11 protein-coding genes are annotated in these 13391 nt (G+C 72.0%); 7 read left to right on the forward strand and 4 right to left on the reverse strand.

Annotated elements, in window-relative coordinates; genetic code table 11:
- Window positions 1–6: 6 nt before the first annotated feature.
- Window positions 7–897 carry an enoyl-CoA hydratase gene (locus HBO46_RS17955; RefSeq protein WP_166134146.1) on the reverse strand — a complete coding sequence of 297 codons (891 nt, stop codon included), beginning with the start codon at window positions 895–897 and terminating at the stop codon, window positions 7–9.
- Complete coding sequence (locus tag HBO46_RS17960) at window positions 894–2528, reverse strand: acyl-CoA synthetase (RefSeq protein WP_166134148.1); 1635 nt, start codon at window positions 2526–2528, stop codon at window positions 894–896. Before HBO46_RS17960 ends, HBO46_RS17955 begins: the two co-directional genes overlap by 4 nt.
- 75 nt (window positions 2529–2603) lie before the next feature.
- On the opposite strand from HBO46_RS17960, the gene HBO46_RS17965 reads away from it, so the two are divergent.
- Both HBO46_RS17965 and typA read left to right on the forward strand, forming a co-directional pair.
- The gene (locus HBO46_RS17965; protein WP_166134150.1) at window positions 2604–3377 is read left to right on the forward strand and encodes an IclR family transcriptional regulator; all 774 of its coding nucleotides are present in this window, start codon (window positions 2604–2606) and stop codon (window positions 3375–3377) included.
- Window positions 3378–3432: 55 nt separating this feature from the next.
- Entirely contained in the window at window positions 3433–5325 is a 1893-nt protein-coding gene (typA, locus tag HBO46_RS17970) for a translational GTPase TypA (RefSeq protein ID WP_166134152.1), read from the forward strand.
- 165 nt (window positions 5326–5490) lie between these two features.
- Here typA and HBO46_RS17975 read toward each other — a convergent pair whose 3' ends face one another.
- Window positions 5491–6111, reverse strand: a complete 621-nt coding sequence (locus HBO46_RS17975) for a class I SAM-dependent methyltransferase (protein WP_166134154.1) — start codon at window positions 6109–6111, stop codon at window positions 5491–5493.
- A 171-nt stretch (window positions 6112–6282) separates the two neighbouring features.
- Complete coding sequence (locus HBO46_RS17980) at window positions 6283–7377, reverse strand: ABC transporter ATP-binding protein (RefSeq protein ID WP_166134156.1); 1095 nt, start codon at window positions 7375–7377, stop codon at window positions 6283–6285.
- Window positions 7378–7712: 335 nt separating this feature from the next.
- On the opposite strand from HBO46_RS17980, the gene HBO46_RS17985 reads away from it, so the two are divergent.
- Genes HBO46_RS17985 through HBO46_RS18005 form a run of 5 tightly spaced genes read left to right on the forward strand, consistent with a single transcriptional unit; the run spans window position 7713 to window position 13323 of the window.
- Window positions 7713–8942 carry an ABC transporter substrate-binding protein gene (locus HBO46_RS17985; protein ID WP_224769223.1) on the forward strand — a complete coding sequence of 410 codons (1230 nt, stop codon included), beginning with the start codon at window positions 7713–7715 and terminating at the stop codon, window positions 8940–8942.
- 14 nt (window positions 8943–8956) lie between these two features.
- Complete coding sequence (locus HBO46_RS17990) at window positions 8957–10000, forward strand: carbohydrate ABC transporter permease (RefSeq protein WP_166134160.1); 1044 nt, start codon at window positions 8957–8959, stop codon at window positions 9998–10000.
- Entirely contained in the window at window positions 9997–10815 is an 819-nt protein-coding gene (locus tag HBO46_RS17995) for a carbohydrate ABC transporter permease (protein WP_166134162.1), read from the forward strand. The genes HBO46_RS17990 and HBO46_RS17995 overlap by 4 nt, the downstream gene beginning before the upstream one ends.
- Window positions 10812–12275: a GH1 family beta-glucosidase gene (locus tag HBO46_RS18000; RefSeq protein WP_166134164.1), complete on the forward strand. Its 1464-nt coding sequence runs from the start codon at window positions 10812–10814 to the stop codon at window positions 12273–12275. Before HBO46_RS17995 ends, HBO46_RS18000 begins: the two co-directional genes overlap by 4 nt.
- 10 nt (window positions 12276–12285) lie before the next feature.
- The gene (locus tag HBO46_RS18005) at window positions 12286–13323 is read left to right on the forward strand and encodes a LacI family DNA-binding transcriptional regulator (protein ID WP_166134166.1); all 1038 of its coding nucleotides are present in this window, start codon (window positions 12286–12288) and stop codon (window positions 13321–13323) included.
- Window positions 13324–13391: the final 68 nt, after the last annotated feature.

Consider the following 13391-nt stretch of genomic DNA (forward strand, 5'->3'; position numbering starts at 1 on the left):
GCGCCGTTACCCCGGGCCCGCGCCCTGGACACCTGCCTGGTCCACGGGCTGGTCCACGGGCTGGTCCACGGGCTGGTCCGCGGGCTGGTCCGCGGCGCGGTCGTCGCTGAACCGCGCCGCGCGCCCGGCCTTGCGGGCGCGGGTCGCCTCCTCGAAGTTGTCGGTGAGCAGCCGCAGGTAGAGCTGCCCGATCCCCTCGACCGGCATGTGGCTCTCCAGCGAGCCGGCCGCGATCCCGGCGTGCAGGGTCCTCTTGGTGAGCTCGATGCCGGGCTGGGAGAGCTCCGCGATCCGTACGCCGATCGCCACCGCCTCCGCCAGCACCGGGTCGGCGACCCGGGAGACCAGCCCGATCCGGGCCGCCTCGGCCGCGTCGACGTCGCGCCCGGTGAACATCAGGTCGGCGGCGTGGCTCGAGCCCACGGCCCGCGGCAGCAGGTAGCTCAGCCCGAGCTCGCTCGCGGTGAGGCCGTTGTTGATCCCCGCCGCGCGGAAGTACGCGCCGCTCCCGGCGATCCGCAGGTCGCAGGCCAGCGCCAGGCACAGCCCGCCGCCGACCGCGGCCCCGTTGACCGCGGCGATGACCGGCTGGTGCATCCGGCGCAGTGTGCCCACGACGTCCTCGAGCATCTCCAGCGAGCGCAGGGCGTACGCCGGGCGCGGCAGGCCGTCGGCGTACGGCGGGCGGCCCGCGGACTCCTGGTCCGCCCCGGAGCAGAAGGCGGTCCCGGCGCCGGTGAGCACCACCGCCCGGACCGTGTTGTCGCGGCCGAGCCCCACCAGCCGGTCGCGCACCGGGACCATCACGTCGAAGGCCATCGCGTTCATCCGCTCGGGGCGGTTCAGCGTCACCACCGCCACGCCCGGCTCGGGGCGGTCCACCTCGACGAAGCTCATGACGCGGGCCCCGGTGCCACGGCGGGCTCGGGCGCCAGGGCGTCCGCGAGCTCGCGGGCCTGCCGGTAGTCCGCCTTGCCGGTGACGTGGCGCGGGACCCGGGCGACGACGTGCACGGTGCGCGGCACCTTGTAGCCCGACAGGCGGGTGCGCAGGTGCCGGCGTACGTCCTCCACGTCGAGCAGGGCGCCGGGGCGCGCCTGGAGCAGCGCCGCCACCTGCTGGCCGTAGGTCGGGTCCGGGAGGCCGAGGACCACGGCGTCGAAGACGTCCGGGTGCGACTTGAGCGCGACCTCGACCTCCTCGGGGTAGACCTTCTCCCCGCCGGTGTTGATGCAGCCCGAGCCGCGCCCGAGCAGCGTCAGCCGGCGGCCGGGCTCGATCTGCACGTAGTCGCCGGGGACCGCGTGCCGCACGCCGTCGATGGTGCGGAAGATCCGCGCGGTCTTCTCCGGGTCGCCGAGGTAGCCGAGCGGGATGCTCCCTCGCCGGGCCATCCGACCGATCGCGCCCACGTCCGCGTCCAGGTCGAGGATGCGGTCCTCCTCGTCGATCACGACCGTCTCCGGGCCGACCTCGACCAGGCTGCCCTTGTCGGCGAGGGTCTCGGTGCGGATCCGGCCGTTGCCGGTCATCCCGGTCTCCGAGGAGCCGATCACGTCGAGCACCACCACGTCGGGCAGCTCGCGCAGCCAGCGCTCCTTGACCTCGACGGAGAAGATCGCGGCCGCGCTGGTCACGGTGGCCAGGCTCGAGGCGTCGTACGCCCCGCGCTCGTGCTCCTCGATCAGCGGCCGGGCCATCGCGTCGCCGATCAGCGAGAGGGTGTTGACCCGCTCGGCCTCGACGGTGCGCCAGACCTGGGCGGGGTCGAACTTCGCGAGCAGCACGTTGGTGTGGCCGCCGAAGAAGCGCAGGAGCATCCCCCACTGGCCGTTGGCGTGCATGATCGGGCCGAGGTGGAGGCAGGTCAGCTGCGGCCCGGTGAGGGCGGCGCGGGACTGGTCGTGCTCCTCGATCGGCTCGCCGGTGACGAAGTCGAGGCCGCCGCCGAGGGTGCGCCAGACGTCCTCGTGGCGCCACATCACGCCCTTGGGGTAGCCGGTGGTGCCGCCGGTGTAGACGATGTAGACGTCGTCGGGACTGCGCGGGCCGAAGTCGCGCTCCGCGGACCGGCCGGTCGTCGCGTCGTCCCACGAGGTCCAGTCGTACGCCGTGGGGCGCGGCTCGGTGCCGTCGTCGATGACGACCACGTGGCGCAGCCGCTCGTGGGCGGGCACCACCTCATCGAGCACCGGGGAGTAGCGCGCCTCGTGGACGAGCGCGACCATCCCGGAGTCGCCGAGCACGTGGTCCAGCTCGGCCGCGACGTAGCGGTAGTTGATGTTGATCGGGACCGCGCGCGCCTTGAAGCACCCGAGCATCGCCACGACGTGCTCGGCGGTGTTGCGGGCCATCAGCCCCACGTGGTCGCCGGGCCGCACGCCGGCGTCGAGCAGGTGGTGGGCGACCCGGTTGGCGGCGGCCTCGAGCTGGGCGTAGGTGAGCCGGACGTCGCCGGCCACGAGGGCGGCGCGGCCGGGGACCGCGTCGACGGCGTGCTCGACGAGGTCGGCGATGTGGAGGGCCATGCGCGGCAGGCTCCGGGGTGGGTGTGCGCTGTGTCACACTCGTTCCCGCTGGTTGGAACCTGGGAGGGGGACCCGATGGGCGAGGGCGAGGCGCGACCCCGGCCGCAGGCCCGCGCGGGCATGGTCGAGCGGCTCACCCGGATCCTCGACGTGTTCCTGGTCGGCCCCGACCACCTGCTGCTCGAGGAGGTCGCCGACCTGTCGGGGCTGCCGCGCTCCACGACGTACCGCCTGTTGGCGCAGCTGATCGCGATGCACTGGCTCGAGCACGGCCCGCACGGCTACCGCCTCGGTGCGCGCGCCCGGCAGCTGGGGCGCCGCGTCGAGGGCAGCGTGCCGCTGCGCGCGGCCGCCGCGGAGGCGCTCGAGGAGCTGCACGCGGCGACCTCCGCGGTCGTGCACCTGACCGTGCTGGAGGGCAGCAGCGTCGAGGTGCTCGACAAGGTCGGCGGGCGGCACCTGCCGGACATCCCCACGACCATCGGCACCCGCTACCGCGCGGAGGACGCCGTCGCCGGCCGTGCCATGCTCGCCGCACTGCCCCCCGAGCAGGTCGACCGGATCCTGCTCGACGGGCGCGCCAGCGGGCACCTGCACGAGCGGCTGCACACCATCCGTTGCCGCCACGGGATCGCGATCACCAGCGACGACATGCCCTGGGAGCTGCGCGGGGTCGGGGCCGCGATCGTGGGTCCCGACGGCCCCGTCGGCGCGATCTCGGTGGGGCTGCCGGGGCGGGCCGCGCCGGTGGAGCGGTTCGTGCCGATGCTCGCCCGCGCGGTGCGTCTCACGTCACAGCGGCTGCACGACGTACGTCTCGATGCGGAGCGATACCCCAAGCGGTCGTAAGATCGGCGCGGCCCTTCTGGGTCCCACGCCCCGATCGGAAGTGACTCCCCACCTGATGTCTGACACCAAGTCCGCCAACCTGCGCAATGTCGCGATCGTCGCGCACGTCGACCACGGCAAGACCACGCTGGTCGATGCGATGCTCCGCCAGGCGGGCGCCTTCTCCGAACACGAGGCAGAGAGCGTCGCGGACCGCGTGATGGACTCCGGCGACCTCGAGCGCGAGAAGGGCATCACGATCCTCGCGAAGAACACCGCGATCCACTACAACGGACCGTCCGCCCCCGAGGGCATGACGATCAACATCATCGACACCCCCGGCCACGCCGACTTCGGTGGCGAGGTCGAGCGCGGCCTGTCGATGGTCGACGGCATCGTGCTGCTCGTGGACGCCTCCGAGGGCCCGCTGCCCCAGACGCGCTTCGTGCTGCGCAAGGCGCTCAACGCCAAGATGCCCGTCGTCCTGGTCGTCAACAAGGTCGACCGCGGCGACGCCCGGATCTCCGAGGTCGTCGACGAGACCTACGAGCTGTTCATGGACCTGCTCGACGACACCCACGGCCAGGACGCCCTGGACTTCCCGGTCGTCTACGCCTCCGGCAAGGCCGGCATCGCCAGCCTCGAGAAGCCCGAGAACGCCACCCTGCCCGACGGCAAGGACCTCGAGCCGCTCTTCAAGACGATCATCGACACGATCCCGGCGCCGACCTACACCGAGGGCGCGCCGCTGCAGGCCCACGTCACCAACCTCGACGCCTCGCCGTTCCTCGGCCGCCTCGCGCTGGTCCGCATCCACGAGGGCACGCTGCGCAAGGGCCAGACCGTGGCCTGGATGCGCCGCGACGGCTCGCTCAAGAACGTCAAGATCACCGAGCTCCTGATCACCGAGGGCCTCGAGCGCAAGCCCGGCGAGATCGCCGGCCCCGGCGACATCGTCGCGATCGCCGGCATCCCCGAGATCATGATCGGCGAGACGCTGGCCGACCCGGAGAACCCGGTCGCGCTGCCGCTCATCCACGTCGACGAGCCCGCGATCTCGATGACCATCGGCACCAACACCAGCCCGCTCGTGGGCAAGGTGAAGGGCTCCAAGGTCACCGCCCGCCTGGTCAAGGACCGCCTCGACGCCGAGCTCATCGGCAACGTCTCGCTCAAGGTCCTCCCGACCGAGCGCCCGGACGCGTGGGAGGTCCAGGGCCGCGGCGAGCTGGCGCTGGCGATCCTCGTGGAGCAGATGCGTCGCGAGGGCTACGAGCTCACCGTCGGCAAGCCGCAGGTGGTCACCAAGGAGATCGACGGCAAGGTCCACGAGCCGATCGAGCGCCTCACCATCGACGCCCCCGAGGAGTACCTCGGCGCGATCACCGAGCTCCTCGCCGCCCGCAAGGGCCGCATGGAGGGCATGACCAACCACGGCACCGGCTGGGTCCGCATGGAGTTCATCGTGCCGGCGCGTGGCCTGATCGGCTTCCGCACCGAGTTCCTCACCGAGACCCGTGGCACCGGCATCGCCCACCACATCTCCGAGGGCTACGACCGCTGGGCCGGCGAGATCCGCTCGCGCAACAACGGCTCGCTGGTCGCCGACCGCAAGGGCGCGGCCACGGCGTACGCCATGACGTCGCTGCAGGAGCGCGGCACCCTGTTCGTCGAGCCGACGACCGAGGTCTACGAGGGCATGATCGTCGGCGAGAACTCCCGCGCCGACGACATGGACGTCAACATCACCAAGGAGAAGCAGCAGACCAACATCCGGTCCGCCACCTCCGACAACTTCGAGAAGCTGATCCCGCCGCGCAAGCTCTCCCTCGAGCAGTGCCTGGAGTTCTGTCGCGAGGACGAGTGCGTCGAGGTCACCTCCGACTCCGTGCGCATCCGCAAGGTCGTCCTCGACGCCGGTGAGCGCGCGAAGACCGCCTCGCGCGCCCGCAAGGCCAACAAGGCCTGACCCCGCACGACGACAGGGCCCGTCCCGCAGCTTCGGCTGCGGGGCGGGCCCTTCTCGTTGAGTCGAGAGTTCTGACGGTCGAGTCGAGGGTTCTGACGGTTGAGTCGAGGGTTTCGACCAGTCGAGTCGAGACTTCTGTCGTACGACGAGGGGCGCAACGCCCCGTCAGCCCACGCGCAGCACCGTGACGGCGAAGTCGGACTCGTCGGTGAACGGGTCCAGGTGCCAGGTGCCGAACCGCTGCTCGACCCGCGCCACGCCCTCGCGGGCGAGGTCGGCCAGGTCGGCGTCGTACCGCTCGAAGGGGTAGGCCTCGTCGCGGCGGAAGCCGACCACGACGCGGCCGCCGGGCCGGACCACCGCGCAGAGGTTGGCGAGCACCTGGCGCTCGGTGCCCGGCGCGACGAACACCATCACGTTGCCCGCGCAGACGACGAGGTCGACCGGCTCCTCGCCCACGTCGGCGAGCTCCAGCTCGCTGAGGTCGACGACGCCGTACGTCGGCCCGGGGTGGTCGACGCGGGCGGCCTCGATCAGGACCGGGTCCGCGTCCAGTCCGACCACGATGTGCCCGCGGGCCGCAAGCTCGCCGGAGAGCCGGCCGGTTCCGCACCCGGCGTCGAGGATCCGCGCCCCGCGCTGGACCATCGCGTCGACGAAGCGGGCCTCCCCCGCCAGGTCGGCGCCCTCGGCGGCCAGGGCGCGGAAGCGCTCGACGTACCACTGCGAGTGGCCGTCCTTGGTGTCGGTGAACCAACGGGGACGCGGGCTGGACTGGTCGGTCATGTCCCCATCCTCGCCGCCCTGTGCGACCGGGCCGCACTGCCCCCTCGGTCGAGTCGAGACTTCACGTCGTACGACGCCGGGAAGCCGAGCGCGAGCGTCAGAACTCTCGACTCGACCGGTCAGAGGTCTCGACTCGACCGTCAGAACTCTCGACTCAACCAGCGGAGTGGGTCAGGGGGTGAGGCGGGCGCCGGTGGTGGTGTCGAAGACGTGGACCTTGTCCGGTGAGGTGGTGAGCCGGATCCGGGCGCCGCGGGGCAGGTCGGGGCGGCCCTCGACGCGGACGACCACCTGGCGCAGCAGGTCGTGACTGACGTCGGTGTCGGGCGTGGCGTAGACGTAGGCCTCCGCGCCGAGCTCCTCGACCGCGGCGACCCGGACCGGGTAGCCCTCCTCCTCGCCGCTGGCCAGGCGCCAGGACTCCGGGCGGATGCCGAGGGTCACCGCGCCGGTGGAGCGGGCCGCCGCCTCCCGGTCGATCGGGAGCGCGTAGCCGTCGACCACCGCCGTACCGTCGCCGGCGGTCTTGGCCTCCAGCAGGTTCATCGCCGGGGAGCCGATGAAGCCGGCGACGAAGAGGTTCGCCGGCCGGTCGTAGAGCGCCAGCGGACTGGCGACCTGCTGGAGCACGCCGTCCTTGAGCACCGCCACCCGGTCCCCCATCGTCATCGCCTCGACCTGGTCGTGGGTGACGTAGACGGTGGTCGTGCCCAGGCGCTGCTGGAGCGCGGAGATCTGGGTGCGGGTGGAGACCCGGAGCTTGGCGTCGAGGTTCGACAGCGGCTCGTCCATGCAGAAGACCCGGGGCTGGCGCACGATCGCGCGCCCCATCGCCACCCGTTGCCGCTGGCCGCCGGAGAGCGCCTTGGGCTTGCGGTCGAGGTAGGCCTCGAGGTCGAGCAGCCGGGCCGCCTCCTGCACGCGGGTGCGGCGCTCCTCCTTGCCGACGCCGGCGATCTTGAGCGCGAAGCCCATGTTGTCGGCCACCGTCATGTGCGGGTAGAGCGCGTAGTTCTGGAACACCATCGCGATGTCGCGGTCCTTGGGCGGCAGGTCGGAGACGTCCTCCTCACCGATCAGCACCGCACCGGAGGTGAGCTCCTCCAGCCCCGCCAGCATCCGCAGCGAGGTCGACTTGCCGCAGCCCGAGGGCCCGACCAGCACCATGAGCTCGCCGTCCTCGACCTCCAGGTCCAGGTCGGACACCGCCGGCCGCTCCGCGCCGGGGAACATCCGTACTGCCTTGTCGAAGCGCACCGACGCCATGACTGGTCCTCTCGCACGGCCACCACGAGCGGGTGGCACGGGTCACATCGCGTCCACCGTACGACGCGGCGTGCGGCACGTCCAGTGGAAGCGCTCCCACACCTCAGCACCTCCAGACTCCCGCCTCACTAGGCCAGCCGTTGACAGCGACTGTGACCCGTGTCATGTTGAGCGAGCCGCAAGTGTGGAAGCGCTCTCACACTGTTTCCACCTCCCGAGTCCGGCAGCCGCACACACAAGGGAGCGTCACCGTGCAGACCAACACCCACTCCGGGGCCGGTTCCCGGCCCGTCGCGCGCCACCACCGACGTCGTCGGGGGCTGGCCGTGGGGGCCGTGACGGCCCTCGTCCTCACCCTCGTCTCCGCCTGTGGCGGCGACGACGCCGACGCCGGCGACGGGCAGACCGAGCTCACGATCGCGACGTTCAACGAGTTCGGCTACGAAGAGCTGCTCGACGAGTACATGGAGCTGAACCCCGACATCAAGGTCGTCCAGAAGAAGACTGGCACCTGGGAGGAGCACCGCGACAACCTCTACACCAAGCTGGCCGCGGGCTCGGGGCTCGCGGACATCGAGGCGGTCGAGGGCGACGGGATGCCCGCGATCCTCGAGGAGGAGGGCGCCTTCGTCGACCTCACCGACGACAGCCTCGAGGGGCGCTGGCTGGACTGGAAGAGCGACGCCGGCACCGACTCCGAGGGCCGGATGATCGGCTACGGCACCGACATCGGCCCCGAGGGCATCTGCTATCGCGCCGACCTGTTCGCCAAGGCCGGGCTGCCCACCGACCGTGAGGAGGTCGCCGCCCTCTTCGAGAGCTGGGACTCCTACTTCGACACCGGCAAGAAGTTCGTCGCCGAGCTTCCCGACGTCGCCTGGTACGACTCCTCCAAGGGCACCAGCCAGGCCATGATCAACCAGCTGGAGTTCCCCTTCGAGGACGAGGACAACAACGTCGTCGCGCTGGAGAACCCCGACCTCAAGGAGGTCTTCGACACCGTCACCGAGATGCAGGCGGCCGGGCTGGCGACCAACATGGACCAGTGGTCCAACGACTGGGTCGCGTCGTTCAAGAAGGACGGCTTCGCCACCATGGCCTGCCCCGGCTGGATGCTCGGCATCATCGAGGGCAACGCCAAGGGCGTCGAGGGCTGGGACATCGCCAACGCCTTCCCCGGCGGCGGCGGCAACTGGGGCGGGTCGTTCCTGACCGTGCCCACCCAGTCCGAGCACCCCGAGGAGGCCAAGGCGCTGGCCGCCTGGCTGACCGAGCCGGAGCAGCAGATCAAGGCGTTCGCCGCCAAGGGCACCTACCCCAGCCAGGTCGAGGCGCTCGACGACCCGGTCCTGCTGGAGTCGACCAACGCATTCTTCAACGACGCCCCGACCGGCGCGATCTACGCCGAGCGCGCCAAGGCGGTCACCATGCAGCCCCACAAGGGACCCAAGTACGCCGACCTGATCCAGGCCTTCCAGGCCGCGATCCTGCGCGTCGACGAGGGCCAGGAGACGCCTGAGGAGGCCTGGGAGTCCTTCTCGGCCGACGTCGAGCGGATCGGCTGACCGGGCCCGTACCCATGTCCCTCCACCCTCCACCCGCGCCCGCCGGGGACGTCGACACCACGGCGTCCCCGGCGGGAACCACCCCCGGCGCCGGCCGTCCGCGCCGCCGGCTGACCGCACGGCAGCGGCTCTCCCGCTGGGACGTCCGGCTCTCGCCGTACCTCTACATCTCGCCGTTCTTCGTGCTGTTCCTGGTGGTCGGCATGTTCCCGCTGCTCTACACCGGGTACGTCTCGCTGCACGAGTGGAGCCTGCTGGGCGGCAAGGGTGAGTACGTCGGGCTGGACAACTACCGCGCGGTCTTCGATGACCGCTACTTCTGGCGCGCGCTGCGCAACACCATCAGCATCTTCCTGCTCTCCTCGATCCCGCAGGTGCTGATGGCGCTGCTGCTCGCCGGGCTGCTCGACAGCAACCTGCGGGGGCGGACCTGGTGGCGGATGAGCATCCTGCTGCCCTTCGTGGTCGCCCCGGCCGCCGTCGCGCTGATCTTCGGCAACCTGTTCGGCGACCGCTACGGCCTGGTCAACGGCGCGCTCGGGCTGATCGGCATCGACCCGATCGCCTGGCACGTCGACACGCTGCCCAGCCACATCGCCATCGCCTCGATGGTCAACTGGCGCTGGACCGGCTACAACGCGCTGATCCTCCTGGCCGCGATGCAGGCGGTCCCCCGCGACCTCTACGAGTCCGCCGCCATCGACGGCGCCGGCAAGGTGCGCCAGTTCTTCTCCGTCACCGTGCCGATGGTCCGCCCGACGCTCATCTTCGTCATCATCACCTCGACCATCGGCGGGCTGCAGATCTTCACCGAGCCGCGGCTCTACGACAACGTCGGGCTCGGCGGCTCGGACCGGCAGTGGCAGACCGTCACCCTCTACCTGTGGGAGCTCGGCTGGCGGCTGCGCAACCTCGGCACCGCCTCCGCGGTCGCCTGGCTGCTGTTCGGGCTGATCGTGCTGGTCGCGCTGGTGAACTTCCTGATCTCCCAGCAGGTGGGCCGGGCCTCCGGCGGCCGGGCCCGCCGGCGCCGACGTCGTACGGAGGTCCCCCGATGACCCGCCGCCCCGGATTCCTCGTCTACGGCCTGCTGACCGCGTTCGTGCTCGGCTCCGCCGGGCCGCTGTACTGGTCGCTGATCGTCGGCTCGCATGAGGCCGACGTGGCCACCGAGCGGATCCCGCCGATGCTGCCCGGCGGGCACTTCTTCGACAACGCCCAGCGGGTCTTCGAGACCGTGGACTTCTGGAAGGCGCTCGGCAACAGCCTGCTGGTCTCGACGGTGTGCGCCACCTCCGTGGTGTTCTTCTGCACCCTGGCCGGCTACGCCTTCGCCAAGCTCCAGTTCCGCGGCCGCAACGGGCTGATGGTCTTCGTGGTCGCGACGATGGCGGTGCCGACCCAGCTCGGGGTGATCCCGCTGTTCATCCAGATGGCCAAGCTCGGCTGGACCGGGACCGTGTGGGCGGTCATCGTCCCCACGCTGGTCACCGCCTTCGGCGTGTTCTTCATGCGCCAGTACCTCCTCGACGCCGTCCCCGACGAGCTGATCGAGGCCGCCCGCGTGGACGGCTGCTCGATGATCCGCACCTTCTTCAACGTCGCGCTGCCCGCGGCGCGACCGGCGGCGGCGATCTTGTGGCTGTTCACCTTCATGACGGTGTGGACCGACTTCTTCTGGCCGATGATCGTGCTGCCGGCCACCAACCCCACCGTCCAGATCGCCCTCCAGCAGCTCCAGAGCGGGTACTACGTCGACTACAGCCTGGTGCTCTGCGGGGCCGTGCTCTCGACGGTGCCGCTCCTGGTGCTCTTCGTCCTCTCCGGTCGGCAGCTCGTCGCCGGGATCATGCAAGGAGCAGTCAAGGGATGACCGACCTCCAGACCACCCCGGCCCGCACCCTCACCTTCCCCGCCGACTTCGCCTGGGGCGCGGCGACCGCGTCGTACCAGATCGAGGGCGCAGCCCGCGAGGACGGCCGGACGCCGTCGATCTGGGACACCTTCTGCCGGGTGCCCGGGGCGGTGGCGGGTGGCGACCACGGCGACGTGGCCTGCGACCACTACCACCGGATGCCCGAGGACGTCGCGCTGATGAAGACGCTGCACCTGGACACCTACCGGTTCTCGGTGGCCTGGCCGCGGGTGCGACCCGACGGCGGGCCGGTCAACCCCGCCGGGCTGGACTTCTACTCCCGGCTGGTCGACGAGCTGCTCGAGGCCGGGATCCGGCCGTGGCTGACGCTGTACCACTGGGACCTCCCCCAGGCCCTGGAGGACGCCGGCGGGTGGACCGCCCGCGACACGGCGTACCGGTTCGCCGAGTACGCCGTCAGCGTCCACGACGCGCTGGGTGACCGGGTGCCGGCGTGGACGACGCTCAACGAGCCGTGGTGCTCGGCGTTCCTCGGCTACACCGGCGGCCAGCACGCGCCCGGCCGGCAGGAGGGGGTCGCCGGGCTGGTGGCCACGCACCACCTGCTGCTCGGGCACGGCCTGGCCGCCGACGAGCTGCGCCGGCGCGGGGTCGGCGCGGACGGCGCTGTCGGCACCGAGCTGGGGATCACCGTCAACCTCACCGTCGCCGACCCGGCCGACCCGGGCGACCCGCGCGACGTCGACGCCGCGCGGCGCATCGACGCGCTGCACAACCGGGCGTTCCTCGACCCGCTGCTCACCGGCCGCTACCCCGCCGACCTGCTGGGCGACACCGAGCACCTGCGCTGGCGCGACCGCGGCTGGCAGGCGTTCGTCGAGGACGGCGACCTGGCGCTGATCGCCACCCCGCTCGACGTGCTCGGGGTCAACTACTACAAGGGCGACGCGGTCGCCGCGCGGCGCGACCCCGACGGCCCGACGCCGCACGCCGGCCCGGCGGAGCGGCCGACGAGCACCCCGTTCGTGGGCTGCGAGGACGTCAGCTTCCCCAGCCGGGGGCTGCCGGTGACCGCGATGGGCTGGGAGGTGCAGCCCGAGGGGCTGACCCGGCTGCTGGTGCGGCTCAGCACCGAGTACGACGCGCCGCCGCTGGTGGTCACCGAGAACGGCTCGGCCTACACCGACGTGGTCGGCCCGGACGGCGAGGTGCACGACCCGGAGCGGACCGCCTACCTGGAGGAGCACCTGCGCGCCATCCACGCGGCCATCGAGCAGGGTGCCGACGTGCGGGGCTACTTCGCCTGGTCGCTGCTGGACAACTTCGAGTGGGCCTACGGCTACGACAAGCGCTTCGGGCTGGTGCACGTCGACTACGCCACCCAGCGGCGCACCCCGAAGACGAGCGCGCTCACCTACGCGGAGATCGCCGCGTCCGGCCGGATCGGTGGCCGGTAGGTTGGCGCGCGTGAACGGTGCGAGCCCCGGGCCGGGCCCCGGCGGCTCCCCCACCCTCGACGAGGTCGCCCGGCTGGCCGGGGTGTCCCGCGCCACCGCCTCCCGCGCCATCAACGGCGGCAACCGGGTCAGCCCGACCGCGCGCGCGGCCGTCGACGCCGCGGTGCGCAGCCTGGGGTACACGCCGAACCCGGCAGCGCGCAGCCTGGTCACCCGGCGTACCGACTCGGTCGGGCTGGTGGTCCCGGAGCCCGACGACCGGCTGTTCTCCGACCCGTTCTTCCCGCGCACGCTGCGCGCGGTCAGCGCGGTGCTGGCCGAGCGCGACCTGCAGCTGGTGCTGCTGCTGGCGCGACCGGGCGATGAGGAGCAGCGGATGCTGCGCTACCTGCGCAACCGCCACCTCGACGGCGCGATCGTGGTCTCCCACCACCGCAGCGACAGCCTCGCCGACCACCTGGCCGCGCTCGACCTGCCGTGCGCGTTCGTGGGCCGGCCGTGGACGAGCGCGGACAAGGTCGCCTACGTCGACACCGACAACGTCGCCGGCGGCCGGGTGGCCACCGAGGTGCTGCTGGAGCGCGGCTGTCGCCGGATCGCCACCATCGCCGGGCCGGCCGACATGACCGTGGGCGTGGACCGCCTCGAGGGCTGGTGCGCCGCGCTGCGCACCGCGGGGCAGCCGACCGACGCCGTCGAGCACGGCGACTTCACCGAGGCCGGCGGCGCCGCCGCGGCCACCGCGCTGCTGGAGCGCCACCCCGACCTCGACGGGCTGGTCGTCGCCTCGGACCTGATGGCGGCCGGTGCGCTGACGGTGCTCGCCGCCCGCGGGCTGCGGGTGCCCGAGGACGTCGCGGTGGTCGGCTACGACGACCTCGGCGTCGCGGAGCGCACCACCCCCGCGCTGACGACGATGCGCAACCCGATCGGCGAGATGGCCGAGCAGGCCACCCGCCTGGTGCTCGACCAGCTCGAGGACGGCCGCCCCGGCCGGGCCATGCGCGTGCTCTTCCCGCCCGCTCTGGTCCGCCGGGCGAGCGCGTAGCCCGCCCCGACTGTCGAGTCGAGACTTGTGACGGTCGAATCGAGAGTTTTCGCCGGTTGAGTCGAGAG

The organism is Nocardioides ochotonae (assembly GCF_011420305.2).
In the GTDB taxonomy this organism is placed as follows: Bacteria; Actinomycetota; Actinomycetes; order Propionibacteriales; family Nocardioidaceae; genus Nocardioides; species Nocardioides ochotonae.